Genomic DNA, 16288 nt, shown 5'->3' on the forward strand with positions numbered 1-16288 from the left:
CTACCTGATCGACTGTCGAACAAAGATGATAAATAGCTGAAAATCTGATTTTATTGGCAGCCGACATCAAGTTTTTACCTGTACGAGTTGGCTAACGACCAACAGTAACGATTATTCTCACAACGAAACGAGGGGCCATAAGCCGCTCATGTGTAGTTTTACTACTCGTCTATACATTCGAAAGGCTGAAACGGCCGACGATTTGTAGTAAAACTACACGCCGCCGAAACAACCTTCGGCAATCCAAGAATTTATACCGTCTGCCCACAAGGCCAGTCGCAAACTCAGGCAACCGATTCTGGTAGCCTTTCCGCCCTGGAGCAAGCCATGCAAGACCTCGATCCCGTCGAAACCCAGGAATGGCTGGACGCCCTGGAATCGGTTCTCGACAAAGAAGGCGAAGACCGTGCTCACTATCTGATGACCCGTATGGGCGAACTCGCAACCCGCAGCGGTTCGCAATTGCCTTACGCCATCACCACGCCATACCGCAACACAATCCCCGTTACCCACGAAGCACGCATGCCCGGCGACCTGTTCATGGAACGCCGCATTCGCTCGCTGGTACGCTGGAACGCGATGGCCATGGTGATGCGTACGAACCTGAAAGATTCTGACCTGGGCGGTCACATCTCCAGCTTCGCCTCCAGCGCAACCTTGTACGACATCGGCTTCAACTATTTCTTCCAGGCCCCGACCGACGAACACGGCGGCGACCTGATCTACTTCCAGGGCCACACCTCGCCAGGCGTTTACGCCCGTGCATTCATGGAAGGCCGCATCAGCGAAGAGCAGATGAACAACTTCCGCCAGGAAGTGGATGGTCAGGGCCTGTCGTCCTACCCGCACCCTTGGCTGATGCCTGATTTCTGGCAGTTCCCGACGGTATCCATGGGTCTGGGCCCGATCCAGGCCATCTACCAGGCGCGTTTCATGAAGTACCTGGAAGCCCGTGGCTTCATTCCCGAAGGCAAGCAGAAAGTCTGGTGCTTCCTGGGCGACGGCGAGTGCGACGAGCCGGAATCCCTGGGCGCGATCTCCCTGGCTGGCCGCGAGAAGCTGGACAACCTGATCTTCGTCATCAACTGCAACCTGCAGCGCCTCGACGGCCCCGTTCGCGGCAACGGCAAGATCATCCAGGAACTCGAAGGCGTGTTCCGTGGCGCCCAGTGGAATGTGACCAAAGTCATCTGGGGCCGTTTCTGGGACCCACTGCTGGCCAAGGACGTCGACGGCATCCTGCAGCGCCGCATGGACGAAGTCATCGACGGCGAATACCAGAACTACAAGGCCAAGGACGGCGCGTTCGTCCGTGAGCACTTCTTCAACACGCCTGAACTCAAGGCAATGGTTGCCGATCTGTCCGACGACGAGATCTGGAAGCTCAACCGTGGCGGCCACGACCCGTACAAGGTCTACGCGGCGTACCACGAAGCAGTCAACCACAAGGAACAACCGACCGTCATCCTGGCCAAGACCATCAAGGGTTATGGCACCGGTGCCGGCGAAGCGAAAAACACTGCGCACAACACCAAGAAAGTCGACGTCGACAGCCTGAAGTTGTTCCGCGACCGCTTCGACATCCCGGTCAAGGACGAGGAACTGGAAAACCTGCCGTTCTTCAAGCCGGAGCCCAACAGCGCCGAAGCCCGCTACCTGAGCGAGCGTCGCACCGCACTGGGTGGTTTCGTGCCCCAGCGCCGCGCCCAGAGCTTCAGCGTGCCGACCCCATCGCTCGATACCCTCAAGGCGATCCTTGACGGCTCGGGCGACCGTGAAATCTCCACCACCATGGCCTTCGTGCGGATCCTCGCGCAATTGGTCAAGGACAAGGAAATCGGCCCGCGCATCGTTCCAATCATCCCGGACGAAGCCCGTACCTTCGGTATGGAAGGCATGTTCCGTCAGTTGGGCATCTACTCCTCCGTCGGCCAGCTCTACGAGCCAGTCGATAAAGACCAGGTGATGTTCTACAAGGAAGACAAGAAGGGCCAGATCCTCGAAGAAGGTATCAACGAAGCAGGCGCCATGAGCTCCTTCATCGCTGCCGGTACTTCGTACTCCAGCCATAACCAGCCGATGCTGCCGTTCTACATCTTCTATTCGATGTTCGGTTTCCAGCGTATCGGCGACCTGGCCTGGGCCGCTGGCGACAGCCGGACCCGTGGCTTCCTGATCGGCGGTACCGCCGGCCGGACCACGCTCAACGGCGAAGGCCTGCAACACGAAGACGGTCACAGTCACATCCTGGCTGCCACCATCCCGAACTGCCGCACCTTTGATCCAACCTACGGCTACGAGCTGGCAGTGATCATCCAGGACGGCATGAAGAAGATGACCGAAGAGCAACAGGACGTCTTCTACTACATCACCGTGATGAACGAATCCTACCAGCAGCCAGCCATGCCGGCCGGCGTGGAGGAAGGCATCATCAAGGGCATGTACCTGCTCGAAGAAGACACCCGCGAAGCGGCGCACCACGTCCAGCTGATGGGCTCCGGCACCATCCTGCGCGAAGTGCGTGAAGCAGCGAAGATCCTGCGTGAAGAGTTCAACGTCGGCGCTGACGTATGGAGCGTTACCAGCTTCAACGAACTGCGTCGCGATGGCCTGGCCGTGGAGCGCAGCAACCGTCTGCACCCGGGCCAGAAGCCGAAACTGAGCTACGTCGAAGAATGCCTGAACGGCCGCAAAGGTCCGGTCATCGCCTCTACCGACTACATGAAACTGTTCGCCGAGCAGATCCGTCAGTGGGTTCCTTCCAAGGAATTCAAGGTGCTGGGCACCGACGGTTTCGGCCGTAGCGACAGCCGCAAGAAGCTGCGTCACTTCTTCGAAGTCGACCGTAAGTTCGTTGTGTTGGCAGCCCTGGAAGCCCTGGCTGACCGTGGCGATATCGAACCCAAGGTGGTGGCCGAGGCCATCGTCAAGTTCGGCATCGATCCGGAAAAACGCAACCCACTGGACTGCTGAGGAGAATTTCCGTGAGCGAACTCATTCGCGTACCTGACATCGGCAGCGGTGAAGGTGAAGTAATTGAACTGTTTGTGAAGGTCGGCGACCGTATCGAAGCCGAGCAGAGCATCCTGACGCTTGAATCGGACAAGGCCAGCATGGAAGTGCCTGCGCCGAAGGCCGGTATCGTCAAAAGCCTGAAAGTGAAGCTGGGCGATCGCCTGAAAGAAGGCGACGAACTGCTGGAGCTGGAAGTCGAGGGCGCCGCTGCGGCGCCTGAGGCGGCGGCTCCTGCTGCCCCGGCGGCGGCTGAAAAGCCTGCCGCCGCACCGGTTGCCGAGGCGGCTCCCGCCCCTGCCGCCGCGCCTGCCGCTGCCACGGTCCAGGACATTCATGTTCCGGACATTGGCTCCTCGGGCAAGGCCAAGATCATCGAAGTGCTGGTCAAGGTCGGCGACACCGTCGAAGCCGACCAGTCGCTGATCACCCTGGAATCCGACAAAGCCAGCATGGAAATCCCGTCGCCGGCCGCCGGCGTGGTGGAAAGCGTCGAGATCAAGCTGGAAGACGAAGTGGGCACCGGCGACCTGATCCTGAAGCTGAAAGTGGCCGGTGCTGCGGCACCTGCTGCCCCAGCCCAGGCTGCTGCGCCTGCCGCCAAGGCCGAAGCCGCTCCAGCTCCGGCTCCGGCTGCCGCGCCTGCCGCCAAGGCCGAGACAGCTCCTGCTCCTGCCGCCACACCTGCACCCAGCGGTGCCAAGGTGCATGCCGGCCCTGCGGTGCGTCAGCTGGCCCGTGAATTTGGTGTCGAGCTGTCCGCCGTCAGCCCAAGCGGCCCACATGGCCGCGTGCTGAAAGAAGACGTGCAGACTTACGTCAAGGCCATGATGCAGAAGGCCAAGAACGCTCCGGCCGAAGGCGCTACCGGTGGTGCGGGCATCCCGCCGATCCCGGCAGTGGATTTCAGCCGCTTCGGCGAAACCGAAGAAGTGGCAATGACTCGCCTGATGCAAATCGGCGCGTCGAGTCTGCATCGCAGCTGGCTGAACATTCCACACGTGACTCAGTTCGACCAGGCCGACATCACCGAACTGGAAGCTTTCCGCGTCGCGCAGAAAGCCGTGGCCGAGAAGGCTGGCGTCAAGCTGACCGTGCTGCCCCTGCTGCTCAAGGCCTGTGCGCACCTGCTCAAGGAATTGCCGGACTTCAACAGCTCGCTGGCCCCAAGCGGCAAGGCTGTCATTCGCAAGAAATACGTGCACATCGGGTTTGCCGTCGACACCCCGGAAGGCCTGCTGGTACCGGTCATCCGCAACGTCGACCAGAAGAGCCTGCTGCAACTGGCTGGCGAAGCCGCTGCCCTGGCCGAAAAAGCCCGGAGCAAAAAGCTCACCGCCGACGACATGCAGGGTGCCTGCTTCACCATTTCCAGCCTCGGCCACATTGGCGGTACCGGCTTCACGCCGATCGTCAACGCGCCGGAAGTGGCGATCCTGGGAGTCTCCAAAGCCACCATCCAGCCCGTCTGGGACGGTAAAGCCTTCCAGCCGAAGCTGATGCTGCCACTGTCGCTGTCCTACGATCACCGTGTGATCAACGGCGCCGCCGCTGCACGCTTCACCAAGCGTCTGAGCGACCTGCTGGGCGACATCCGTACCATCTTGCTGTAACACCGGGCGACCCTCCTCACGGAGGGCCCTTCGGACCGCTGTTTTCCGAGCGCCACGCTCGTACCTCAACCCCGCCCGTTTGGCGGGGCTTTTTTTTGCCTGAAATAAAGTCGAACTTGCAGAGCAGCCCGTTCCAGGGCCCAACTTTCCTACTGCACTCCACCTAGATGACTACGTCATCTATTGGACGTTTCCCACAACACACGCCCCCTCTCCTATCAATATTTATCCCATGCATCGCTTTAGGATGAGTTCAGGGAAGCCATTAACTACTTACCTAAAAAAACTTTAACTTCGAATGGACTCGAATGATGTTCAAACCCACTGTTGGCCCTATTGTCGGCCACACGACACCTCATCACACGCGGATATTCCTGCGAGGGGATAACGATAAGAACAGCCTGGTATTTGCCGCCATCCGTTACCGGCGCCAGGGAGATTCAATCTGGTCGAAAGGACACTTTGTTCAGTTGCATGCTTACCGCGACATGTCCGATGTCATCGTATTGAAGAACCTTCAAGCCGATACCGCCTATGAATACCAAGCCGGCTGGTTCAGCCGCCTGAGCCCTACTCATACAATCGAAACCGTCCAGGAACTGCCGCTGCAATGGCCTCGGGATATTTACCAGATGCGCACGCCGTCCAGCAAAATCAGTGCACCGCGCAGTTATATCGTGGGTTCCTGCCGCTACCTGCGGGTGACGGCCGGCGTCCCCTCCAGACCTGAACTGGGCGACCGGACTTTCGCTGGCATCAACCGCATCGTGGCCCAGGCCGACCCGCCGATCAGTGCTGTAGTGATGACCGGCGACCAGGTTTATCTAGACGATTTGAATATTGTCGCCCCGGACCGGAACCCAAAGGATATTCTTTTCAAATACCGCACCGCCTTTTCCCAGCCGCATATTAGAAAGTTGATGGCGGGAACACCGAGCTACATGATTCTCGACGATCATGAAATCAAAGATAATTGGCCTGCCAGCAAGAAAAAAGGCGACGAAAACTTTTATGCCAATGCCGTGGATGCCTATGCGCTTTATCAAGCCAGCCATAGTCCGGCACATGAACTGTTAAGTGACGGAACATTAAGCAAACCATTGAGACAATGTTGGTATCAGTTCGCTCACGGCGATATCGAATGGTTCGTCACCGACAGTCGGACCCAGCGCAATCTATCGGCGGATGATCGACGTATCCTGGATCAAGCGCAGGAACGATCGCTGATCAAATGGCTGGTCAACAGTCCGGCGCGGGTCAAGTTCATCGTGACCGGCGTGATGTTCTACCCGGACCGCAAGCTCAATACCTCGGACGCCTGGCAGGCCTTCCCGGAACAGCGTCTGCGCCTGCTGGAAACCGTTCGCCGCCATCGGATCAAGAACGTTATTTTCGTGTCCGGCGACGTCCATGGCTCTCTCACCAGTCGCCTGAGTCACAGCCAGGACCCTGACTTCGAGGTACATACCATCGTTTCCTCGCCGTTTTGCAACAGCAAACTGCTTCCTTATGCCAGCGCCGCGAGTTTTATTTTTGGTGATGCCATGGCTCGGACGCCCAGCGGGGACTATCGCTATGGGTTGAGCGGCAAGGTCATCAGCCAGGACAACTTCGCCCACCTGAAAGTCACGGCGCAGAGCGTTCAGGTCACGTTTCACGACCGTGATGGCAGCCCATTACAGACAGTAGATATCCCGCTGCGCTGACGGGTGGTATAACCACCCATGCCGTCTGATCGGCGGGCGACTGGAGAAATCCCTTCGTCGGCCGATAAAAGGTTTATAGCACTTGGCCTTCATCTCTCTTGTCAGCCAGTGCCGCAATGATGCAACCTTGCGGCAGTCCGTAATAACGAGGGCGTCAGCCCGGCGCGATCAGCATTTTCGAAGCGAGTTTCCCCATGAAAAGCCAACCCGATGCCGCCAGCCGTATGGCGGCCGAGGTAGTGACGCAGTTACCGGTGCCCTCGCGGCTCGGCATGCTGCGTTTCGAACGGCTGAATGAAGCAAGCTGGGCTCTGCTGTTCCTCGACCCCAACTGCGAGCGTTACTTCGGTCTGCCGGCCGTCGAGCTTTGCTCGCTGGTCAGTTCGCCCTACGCCAGCCTGATGGAGCCCGAAGCGCGCTATCAACTCCACGATGCGATCCAGCAGCAGTTGGCCCAGGCCCCGCATTACCTGATCCGCTACACGCTCCACACCGCCAAGGGCGCCATGAATATGCTGGAAATGGGCGAGCCCTATAAACAGCACAATCGCCATCTACTACGCGGCTACCTGCTGGCCGTGGACGATTTGCTGGCAAGCGAGCCGTCGATGCCGGCCCTGGACCTGGAAACTCAAAACTCGCGCCTGCAAATTGCCCTGGAACTGAACCAGCGCGCCCAGCAGGAGCAGCTGCAACACCTGGACCGGGTGCGCGCCCAGCAGGACCTGATCCTGCTGCTGACCCGCCAGCGCTACAGCGCCAACAATTCCCTGCAGGAAGCCGCCGAGCTCATCACCCGCAGCGCCTGCGACATCTACCAGATTGATTGCGCCAGCATCTGGAACCTGGAAGATGGCCAGTTGGTGCCGATTTCGGCTTATAACCGCGCCTCCCAAGACTACTTTCTGCCGGACGTGATCAACGCCAACGAGTTTCCTGACTACATGGAGGCGCTGCAGACCTGCCGCGCCATCGACGCGCACAATGCGATGCGCGACCCGCGTACCCGGGAAATGGCCGCAAGCCTGCGCACCCGTGAAGTCAACGCCATGCTCGACGCCAGCGTTCGTATCGACGGCCAGGTGGTGGGCGTACTGTGCCTGGAGCAGATAGGCGTCACCCGCGCCTGGCAGTCCGACGAGATCGCCTTTGCCGGTGAACTGGCTGACCAGTTCGCCCAGGTCATCAACAACCACAACCGCCGGACCGCCACCAACGCCCTGCACTTGTTCCAGCGCGCCGTGGAGCAGAGCGCCAACGCGTTCCTGCTGGTCAATTGCGACGGCGTGGTGGAATACGTCAACCCCAGCTTCACCGCCATCACCCAATATTCCACCGAGGAAGTCCACGGCCAGCGCCTGTCGGAACTACCGGCCCTGGAAAACCTCAGCGAGCTGCTGTTCGATGCACCGTCGGCCCTCGCCCAGAGCAATAGCTGGCAAGGTGAATTCAAGAGCCGACGCAAGAATCTGGAACCCTACTGGGGCCAATTGTCGATTTCCAAGGTCTATGGCGATAACCGTGAACTGACCCACTACATCGGCATTTACGAAGACATCACCCAGACCAAACTGGCCCAGCAGCGCATCGAGCGCCTGGCCTACACCGACAACCTGACCAACCTGGGCAACCGCCCGGCGTTCATCCGCAACCTCGATGAGCGCTTTGCCCGGGACAGCGATTCGCCCATCAGCCTGTTGCTGGTGGACATCGACAACTTCAAGCGCATCAATGACAGCCTCGGCCATCAGACCGGCGACAAGCTGCTGATCAGCCTGGCCCGCCGCCTGCGCAACAGCCTGAGCCCCAGCGGCAGCCTGGCACGGTTCGCCAGTAATGAATTCGCCGTACTGCTGGACGACACCGACCTGGAAGCCGGGCAGCAGATCGCCAGCCAGTTGCTGATGACGCTCGACAAGCCGATGTTCGTCGATAACCAACTGATCAGCGTGACCGGCTCCGTGGGCCTGGCCTGCGCGCCACTGCACGGCCGCGACCCCCAGACCCTGATGCGCAACGCCGGACTCGCCCTGCACAAGGCCAAAGCCAACGGCAAGCATCAGGTCCAGGTATTCACCGAGGCGCTGAACGCCGAGGCCAGCTACAAGCTATTCGTGGAAAACAACCTGCGCCGCGCCTTGACCCAGAACGAGCTGGACGTGTTCTACCAGCCAAAACTGTGCCTGCGCAGCGGTCGCTTGCTGGGCATGGAGGCGCTGCTGCGCTGGAACCATCCCGAGAAGGGCATGATTCGCCCGGACCAGTTCATCAGCGTGGCCGAAGAAACCGGCCTGATCATCCCCATCGGCAAATGGATCGCCCGTCAGGCATGCCGCATGAGCAAGCAATTGACCGCCGCCGGCCTGGGCAACCTGCAAGTGGCGATCAACCTCTCGCCCAAGCAGTTCTCCGACCCGGACCTGGTCGCCTCGATCGCCAGCATCCTCAAGGAAGAACAACTGCCGGCCCGCCTGCTGGAACTGGAACTGACCGAAGGCCTGCTGCTGGAGGCCACCGAAGACACCCACCTGCAGCTCGACCAACTCAAGCGCCTGGGCCTGACCCTGGCCATGGACGACTTCGGCACCGGTTACTCATCCCTGAGTTACCTGAAAAAATTCCCGATCGACATCATCAAGATCGATCGCAGCTTCATCCACGAGATCCCGGACAACCAGGACGACATGGAAATCACTTCCGCGGTGATCGCCATGGCCCACAACCTGAAACTCAAGGTGGTGGCCGAAGGTATCGAAACCGCACAGCAACTGGCGTTCCTGCGGCGCCACCGCTGCGACGTCGGCCAGGGCTACCTGTTCGACCGACCGATCCCCGGCGCGGAGCTGATCGAGAAGCTCAAGCGTTATCCGCGCGGCCCAATTGCCTGACAAGCGGTGTAACACTCGGGCACACTGACGGTCTCATTGCTTACATTCGCTCAACTCAATCTGACTGAGAGGACTGATGATGGTCTTGCGCTCGGAAATCCTGGTGAACAAAAACGTGCTCCCTACTCAAGAACAAGCTCTGCCTGGCCGCGAAACCCCAATGACCGTGCCGGAAAAACACTTCGTCCACGATGCGCCGCTGCTGGGTCCGTTTGCCATGGACGTGGATTTCGCGATCTTCGGCCTGGGCTGTTTCTGGGGCGCGGAACGCAAGTTCTGGCAGCGCGAAGGCGTGGTCAGTACAGCGGTGGGTTACGCCGGTGGCTTTACGCCGAACCCGACGTACGAAGAAGTCTGCTCGGGCCTTACCGGCCACAGCGAAGTGGTCCTGGTGGTCTACGAGCCAGAAAAAGTCAGCTACGAGCAGCTTCTGAAGATGTTCTGGGAGCTGCACAATCCGACCCAGGGCATGCGCCAGGGCAATGACATCGGCACCCAGTACCGCTCGGTGATCTATGCCACCAACCCAACCCAACTGGCTGCCGCCAAGCACAGCGCGCAAGTATTTCAGGCTGAATTGACCAAGGCCGGTAAAGGCGTCATTACCACCGAGATCGAAGAAGCCCCGACGTTCTTCTTCGCCGAGGCTTATCACCAGCAATATCTGGCGAAGAACCCTGAAGGTTATTGCGGAATTGGCGGTACGGGCGTGACTTGCCCGATCTGACTTTTTGCCGCTGAAAAGCTTCGCGAGCAAGCCCGCTCCCACATGGTTCTGAGTCTGACCAATGTGGGAGCCGGCTTGCTCGCGAAGGCGCCCTATCAGACGGTATCAATGCATCTGATCAGCTTTCAGCGATCAACCAATCCATCTGCCAGCCGCCCTGGGTCTGCCCAAGCTTCTTCGACAACCAAGGCAGCAGCTCGCGCAATTCCTCCTCCAGCCCCCATGGCGGATTGGCAATCGCCAAGCCGGAGCCGTTCAGGCTATTGGGCGTGGCCAGCGGATGCACCAGCAATTCCACTCGCAACAATTTCGGCGCACCGGTGCCGGCCAGGTCCTGGTAGAAACGGCGCAACATCCGCTGGTCTTTCACCGGGTACCAGATTGCTGCCACTGTCTGGCGCATCCGGCCGATGGCCTCCTTGAGTGACGCGGCGCAGCGTTGCATCTCGTCCAGCTGTTCAAAGGGCGGATCGATCAGCATCAGGCCGCGCTTTTCCGCCACCGGCAGCAGCGCCCGGGGCACATGCCAGCCTTCGCCCAAGTGCACCGCCACGCGACGATCGCCTTTCATGTTGTCCTTGAGCAGCACACCGTCTTCTGGATGTTTTTCGTTCAGAAGTACCCGATCCTGTGGACGGGTCAGGCGCCGCGCCAGTTCCGGTGACCCCGGGTAGTAACGCAACTGCCCGTCCGGGTTCATTTCGTGCAGCACTTTCATGTAGTCGGCGGTCAGCGCGGGCAGATCCTCCTGGCCCCACAACCGCGCGATGCCTTCAAGGTATTCGCCGGTACGATTGGCCTGATCGCCCTGCAAGTCGTACAGCCCGATGCCCGCATGGGTATCGAGATAGGCGAAGGGCTGCTCCTTGCGCGACATCAAAGCGATGAGACGGGTCAAGGTCAGGTGTTTGAACACATCGGCGTGATTGCCGGCGTGGAAGGCGTGGCGATAATTCATGGCGGCTCCTGCGAAGGCCGAGGAGTTTACCTTGAAGCGCGCCCAACGTCAGGGGGTCGCAGCCGAGCGGACGGGCCGTGACCACACCCGGTGGTCATCTGCCCAACTCCTGCATCAAGTATTCTTGCAGGGGGGCTTTTGGCCCATGGACCATCCCTGGCGCCCCAAGAAAATGCCTGATCTTGCAGCGCAGGATGCTTTCGTCGGCCTGTTCGAACAGATACGGATGCTCTTCGCTCAACCACTTGAGCAGGTTATTGAGCAGACAGTCCGTCGTATCCCCGGCCAGTTCCTGCAACAACAGCGCAGGCACTTCCCACCAGGGGAACGCCCGGGCCGGGCGCAGGGCATTTCCCGGGATCTCGAAAGACCGACCGTTGATCAGGCAACGGCTGATGGCGGGCAACAGCTGGCTGACCTCCACCGCATCCGATCGCAGGATCGGCTGGATAAAACGCCCATCCCAAAAGCGGAAAAAGACCGACTTGCCACCGGGCAGGAGAACCTGGGTGAGCCCACGCAGATGTTCGGCAAGGCTTTGCTGGCTGCAAGCGGTCACCGCCAGCCAGCCCCAATCAAGCGAGTCGGTCGTCGCGACCCAGTCAAGAAACTCGCTGTCCGGGGCGACAGCTCCGACATAGGGCATGACCGTTTCCCAGTCGGCGTAAGGCGTATCGGCCCAGATCGGGCTGGGCGCCACCGTCATCGAACGCCTCCAGGCCATCAGCGGCCCGGCGGTGCTGGCGCTGCTGAAAATGGCGTAGAGCTGCTCGGATGCCTGCAAGGGCTGTTGCTCAAGCCAGGCGCGGGGAGATTGACCGGTACTCATGGACGCTCCTGGACACCAGCCCGCCTGGGCATCACCGGCAATGGTTCGCAGACGCCTCCTTTGCAACGCTCACACTCCTCACAGAATGGCGCCTGGCCCTGCAGGCTGAAAACTTGCGCGAGGGAAAGTTGCGCGGCTGCGGCCGCGACAAGTGCTTCGGGACTGCCAGGTGAACCTGGCGCGGCATTCCTGGCCGTCATCGGTGCCCCACCCACCTGGATCGGCACGCTGCTGAAGATCCCCCCAGCCCCGATGTTGATCCAATGCCCACCGGCCTGAATGGTCGCGCTGACGCCGCCATCCAGTACCACTTGCTGCCCGGCGCTGACGTGAAATTGCTGGGTGGCATTGAGGGTCTGACTGGTTACCCGAATATACCGCTCGCCGGCCACCACCAGATGATCATCCTGCCTGACCTCAACCTGGCGCTGACCATGGGTGATGCGCAACTCATCGGCCTTGAGCTCATGCCGCGCGGTGCCGGTGACAACGATGCTGCGTTCGTGATCAACCTGAACCCGCTGATCATGCAGCACATGCTGGGTCCAGTTGCGTTGAGCCCGCAGGTAAATCTCCTCGGCGCCCTGGCGATCCTCGATGCGCAATTCGTTATAACCGCCCCCGCCAGGGCTGCTCTGGCTGCGCAATATGCTGCGGGTTTTATCGGCCGGCAGGTCCAGGGGCACCGGGGTCGCGCCGTTCGGCAGGCAGCCCACGACCAATGGCTTGTCCACATCACCGTCGATGAAACCCACCAGCACCTCCATGCCGACCCGGGGAATCATCACGCTGCCATAGCGATCATGGGCCCAACCCGTGGCCACCCGTAGCCAGCAACTGGAGTGCTCGTCGCGCTGACCGTGGCGATCCCAGATCAGTTGCACCTTGACCCGTCCGTATTCATCGCAATGGATCTCGCTGTCCACCGGCCCCGTCACCACCGCCGACTGATAACCGTGGGCGGCTGGCTTTTGGTGGGACAGGGGCGGACGAAAGAAAACATCCCAGGGGGTGGCGAGGAACGTATTGCTGTAGCCCTGGAACTCATCCGGGCTGTCACTGACCGTTTCCTCCAGCACTTGTGGCTGGCGACCATGGTGGGTGACTTGCGTGAGCAGCCAGAGATCGTTCCATTGCGCTCGAGGATGCCCGTTGATTTGGAGGAAGTGCCCACTGACGAGTGCGCATTGGTCGCTGCGCCCCTCGGCCAGACGGTGGTCGGCGCCATGGCGCTCCAGTGCGCGCCGGGTAAGGTGCCGGCCATGGTCGCGATCGGAAAACCGGCCGGGGTAGTGATACGCCTCCAGAGCCGGTTGCTGCTGACTGTCCAGACTGGTTTGCAACAGCAGACCGGGCTTTTGAAAATCGTAGTCACGCAGCGTCACCGCCGTGGTCCGGGTCTGTAGACGCACAGCCAGGCGCTTGATCGCCGGCTCGCTGGCGGCCATGCCACTGCCGGGCAGATACAACGTCGCCTCGGGCAGGCGGGGAAACACCGTCTGGTCGTCACCGAACACCAACAGATGGCCGTCGCGGCTGTGCCGGAAGTGATAATGGATCCCGGCCTCGGCGCAGATCCGCCCGATGAAGGCCAGGTCGCTTTCACCAAACTGCACACAGTATTCGCGTTCGGGGTATTGCCCACCGAGGTTGAACTGGAACGCGTCACCCTGAATCCCGTGATCCGTCAGGATCAGGGTAATGATTGCCGGCACGCTCAGGTGCTGGAAAATCCGCTGGTTGATTCGATGGTCCAGGTAAGCCAGGCGTGGTACCAGTCTGATCTGGTAACGAGTCAAGCGCTTGCCCGAGTCGCCTTGGGCCGCGCTATAAACCTGGCCGTGTATGCCCCGCCCCTGATCATCAAAAGCCAGAAAGGCCTGACGATGCAGGAGCTCTTCCAGCGCCAGATCCGGCCGCTCACTGACCAGTTCCAGATCAAAGCAATAGGGTTGACTGATGGCTTCCTTGCCCCTGAACTCAAGCACCTTGAGTTCATTCGGCCCGCTGTCGAGTGCCAGGGTGAAACGTGGTTGGTTGGCAGGCGCGAACATCCGATGTGCCTCTGCTGAATAAAAGCGGGCGATTCTGCATGAGCACCAGGGAGAGTTGATCGGACCTCAGGAAAAACAGAATTGCCTTACATTCAAGGAGATTAAAGCCGCATTGTCCGCTGCGTTTTCCGACAGACATTCCGCGCATGGTGGTGACCGAAGTCGCCGCAGGAAACAATCAGCAAATTCCTACAACCTGACGGCCTCAGGACCGCACTGGGCCGTGCTAACGTCCTTTCGTCGCAAAAAAGCAAAGGACGCAACCCATGACGACTCGCTACGCAAAAATCGCAATGACCCTGGCTCTCGCCGCTTTCGCCTTGCTGACCGTGTTCAACAACATCACGGACTACCATTCCAACTTCAATTTCGTCCATCACGTGCTGAGTATGGACACCACCTTTCCCGACAATGCCGCGCGCTATCGCGCCATCGACCAGCCTTGGGCATGGCACGGCGCCTACTGGCTGATCATCCTTGGCGAAGCGCTCACCGCAGGCTTGCTGGGCTATGGCGCGCTCGAACTATGGCAGGCACGTAAAACCCCGAGCGTGGTTTTCGCTCAGGCCAAACGCTGCGCCATCATCGGTTTGACGGTGGGTTTCTTCGTCTGGTTCTTTGGCTTCATGGTCGTCGGCGGGGAATGGTTTCTGATGTGGCAATCAGAAATCTGGAATGGCCAGGACGCAGCCTTCAGGTTCTACATGGCGCTACTGGGCGTGCTGATATTTCTCAATCAGCCCGACACAGAGCTGGACTGATGCCCATAAAAAACGGCCCGTCTCCATGGGAGGACGGGCCGCTTCTCTATTCAGAACCTTCGCGCGAGCCGTCAAGGCCTCGCTGGAGGTCTTACTGGTTCAGGCGGAAATCTTTCTCAGCCGCTTCGAAGCGCTGCAGCATACCGGCGGTAGGCGAGCCCATCTTGCTGACGAAGTAGATAGCCAGGCTGGCGAAGATGAAGCCTGGGATGATTTCGTACAGGCCCAGCAGCTCGAAGTGTTTCCAGACGATCACGGTGATCGCCCCCACCAGGATGCCTGCCAGCGCGCCGTTACGGGTCATGTTTTTCCAGATCACCGAGATCAGGACCACAGGACCGAAGGCAGCACCGAAACCGGCCCAAGCGTAGCTCACCAGACCCAGGACACGGTTCTCCGGGTTGGCAGCCAGGAAGATGGCAACCAATGCCACCAGCAACACCATGGCGCGACCGACCCAGACCAGCTCCAACTGGGAAGCATGCTTGCGCAGGAAAGCCTTGTAGAAGTCTTCGGTCAGGGCACTGGAGCACACCAGCAACTGGCAGCTCAGGGTGCTCATGACAGCTGCCAGGATCGCCGACAGCAGCACACCGGCCACCCAAGGGTTGAACAGCAGCTTGGCCAGCTCGATGAACACACGCTCAGGGTTCTCGGTCACGGGGCCGGCCACTTCCGGGTGCGCCGAGAAGTAAGCGATACCGAAGAAGCCGACAGCCACGGTGCCGCCCAGGCAGAGAATCATCCAGGCCATCGAGATACGACGAGCCTTGGCGATGGACTTGACCGAGTCAGCAGCCATGAAACGCGCCAGGATGTGCGGCTGGCCGAAGTAGCCCAGGCCCCAGCCCATCAGCGAGATCACGCCGATGAACGTGGTGTTTTTCAGCATGTCGAAAGCAGTAGGATCTTTCGCTTCGATGGCCAGGAACGTGGTGTCCACGCCGCCGGTCGCCAGCAGCACGATGATCGGCGTGAGGATCAGCGCGAAGATCATCAGGGTCGCTTGTACGGTGTCGGTCCAGCTCACGGCCAGGAAGCCACCAATGAAGGTGTAGGCAATGGTTGCCGCCGCACCGGCCCACAGCGCTGTCTCGTAGGACATGCCGAAGGTGCTTTCAAACAGACGGGCACCGGCCACGATGCCGGAAGCGCAGTAGATGGTGAAGAACACCAGGATCACCACCGCAGAGATGATCCGCAGCAGGCCGCTGGTATCTTCAAAACGGCTGGAGAAGTAATCCGGCAGTGTCAGCGCGTCACCGTTGTGCTCGGTCTGTACCCGCAGGCGACCGGCCACGAACAGCCAGTTCAGGTAGGCACCGATGATCAGGCCGATGGCGATCCAGCCTTCCGACAGGCCGGACATGTAGATAGCACCGGGCAAGCCCATCAACAGCCAGCCGCTCATGTCGGAGGCACCGGCGGACAATGCAGTCACGACGCTGCCCAGGCTGCGACCGCCCAGGATGTAATCGGAAAGGTTATTGGTGGAGCGATAAGCCATCAGGCCGATCAGGACCATTACAGCGATATAGATCACGAAAGTGATCAGGGTGGGATTACTAACACTCATGAGTTACGCCCTGGCTTTGTTTTTATGTAGCGGTGGCAGTAGGAAGCGTCGACAAGACAACCATAGACCTTGCTTGACGTTTCCAGGACCCGCGAATTTATGACTGATGTTTCCCCAGGAAAGCCATCAGCCGATGCCCCTCGGCTTCGAGCCGGTTGCACCTT

The 16288-nt window shown here is 59.9% G+C and carries 10 protein-coding genes; 6 read left to right on the forward strand and 4 right to left on the reverse strand.

The genetic code is table 11. From position 1 onward, the window contains the following. Window positions 1-327: 327 nt before the first annotated feature. The 5 genes from aceE to msrA all read left to right on the forward strand — a co-directional run bounded on the left by aceE (window position 328) and on the right by msrA (window position 9946). On the forward strand, window positions 328-2973 hold the full coding sequence (gene aceE / locus BW979_RS00915) for a pyruvate dehydrogenase (acetyl-transferring), homodimeric type (protein ID WP_047225912.1): 2646 nt from the start codon (window positions 328-330) through the stop codon (window positions 2971-2973). An 11-nt stretch (window positions 2974-2984) separates the two neighbouring features. After that, window positions 2985-4625, forward strand: a complete 1641-nt coding sequence (aceF, locus tag BW979_RS00920; protein ID WP_047225913.1) for a dihydrolipoyllysine-residue acetyltransferase — start codon at window positions 2985-2987, stop codon at window positions 4623-4625. A gap of 311 nt (window positions 4626-4936) precedes the next feature. Next, window positions 4937-6331, forward strand: a complete 1395-nt coding sequence (locus BW979_RS00925; protein ID WP_076382938.1) for an alkaline phosphatase D family protein — start codon at window positions 4937-4939, stop codon at window positions 6329-6331. 194 nt (window positions 6332-6525) lie between these two features. After that, window positions 6526-9219 carry a putative bifunctional diguanylate cyclase/phosphodiesterase gene (locus BW979_RS00930; RefSeq protein ID WP_047225915.1) on the forward strand — a complete coding sequence of 898 codons (2694 nt, stop codon included), beginning with the start codon at window positions 6526-6528 and terminating at the stop codon, window positions 9217-9219. Between the two features lie 79 nt (window positions 9220-9298). Further along, window positions 9299-9946, forward strand: a complete 648-nt coding sequence (msrA, locus tag BW979_RS00935) for a peptide-methionine (S)-S-oxide reductase MsrA (RefSeq protein WP_047226186.1) — start codon at window positions 9299-9301, stop codon at window positions 9944-9946. 118 nt (window positions 9947-10064) lie between these two features. On the opposite strand, the gene BW979_RS00940 is transcribed toward msrA, so the two are convergent. The 3 genes from BW979_RS00940 to tssI form a co-directional block, all read right to left on the reverse strand. Beyond that, the gene (locus BW979_RS00940) at window positions 10065-10904 is read right to left on the reverse strand and encodes a 23S rRNA (adenine(2030)-N(6))-methyltransferase RlmJ (protein WP_076382940.1); all 840 of its coding nucleotides are present in this window, start codon (window positions 10902-10904) and stop codon (window positions 10065-10067) included. A gap of 94 nt (window positions 10905-10998) precedes the next feature. Continuing rightward, window positions 10999-11733, reverse strand: coding sequence for a DUF4123 domain-containing protein (locus BW979_RS00945; protein ID WP_076382942.1), 735 nt, complete (start codon window positions 11731-11733; stop codon window positions 10999-11001). Beyond that, window positions 11730-13787 carry a type VI secretion system tip protein TssI/VgrG gene (tssI, locus tag BW979_RS00950; RefSeq protein WP_076382944.1) on the reverse strand — a complete coding sequence of 686 codons (2058 nt, stop codon included), beginning with the start codon at window positions 13785-13787 and terminating at the stop codon, window positions 11730-11732. Before tssI ends, BW979_RS00945 begins: the two co-directional genes overlap by 4 nt. A gap of 266 nt (window positions 13788-14053) precedes the next feature. On the opposite strand from tssI, the gene BW979_RS00955 reads away from it, so the two are divergent. Continuing rightward, window positions 14054-14548 (forward strand): DUF2165 family protein, encoded by a 495-nt coding sequence (locus BW979_RS00955; RefSeq protein WP_076382946.1) that lies wholly within the window; start codon window positions 14054-14056, stop codon window positions 14546-14548. 91 nt (window positions 14549-14639) lie between these two features. Here BW979_RS00955 and putP read toward each other — a convergent pair whose 3' ends face one another. Further along, complete coding sequence (gene putP, locus BW979_RS00960; protein ID WP_076382948.1) at window positions 14640-16124, reverse strand: sodium/proline symporter PutP; 1485 nt, start codon at window positions 16122-16124, stop codon at window positions 14640-14642. Between the last annotated feature and the right edge of the window lie 164 nt (window positions 16125-16288).

The sequence above is a fragment of the Pseudomonas sp. A214 genome, assembly GCF_900156295.1.
GTDB lineage: Bacteria > Pseudomonadota > Gammaproteobacteria > Pseudomonadales > Pseudomonadaceae > Aquipseudomonas > Aquipseudomonas rhizophila.

Excerpts from the sequence above, each read along its gene's own strand:
- aceE (WP_047225912.1), top strand. The coding sequence starts at position 328 with ATGCAAGACCTCGATCCCGTCGAAACCCAGGAATGGCTGGACGCCCTG.
- BW979_RS00925 (WP_076382938.1), top strand. The coding sequence starts at position 4,937 with ATGTTCAAACCCACTGTTGGCCCTATTGTCGGCCACACGACACCTCAT.
- BW979_RS00930 (WP_047225915.1), top strand. The coding sequence starts at position 6,526 with ATGAAAAGCCAACCCGATGCCGCCAGCCGTATGGCGGCCGAGGTAGTG.
- msrA (WP_047226186.1), top strand. The coding sequence starts at position 9,299 with ATGGTCTTGCGCTCGGAAATCCTGGTGAACAAAAACGTGCTCCCTACT.
- BW979_RS00940 (WP_076382940.1), bottom strand. The coding sequence starts at position 10,904 with ATGAATTATCGCCACGCCTTCCACGCCGGCAATCACGCCGATGTGTTC.
- BW979_RS00945 (WP_076382942.1), bottom strand. The coding sequence starts at position 11,733 with ATGAGTACCGGTCAATCTCCCCGCGCCTGGCTTGAGCAACAGCCCTTG.
- tssI (WP_076382944.1), bottom strand. The coding sequence starts at position 13,787 with ATGTTCGCGCCTGCCAACCAACCACGTTTCACCCTGGCACTCGACAGC.
- BW979_RS00955 (WP_076382946.1), top strand. The coding sequence starts at position 14,054 with ATGACGACTCGCTACGCAAAAATCGCAATGACCCTGGCTCTCGCCGCT.
- putP (WP_076382948.1), bottom strand. The coding sequence starts at position 16,124 with ATGAGTGTTAGTAATCCCACCCTGATCACTTTCGTGATCTATATCGCT.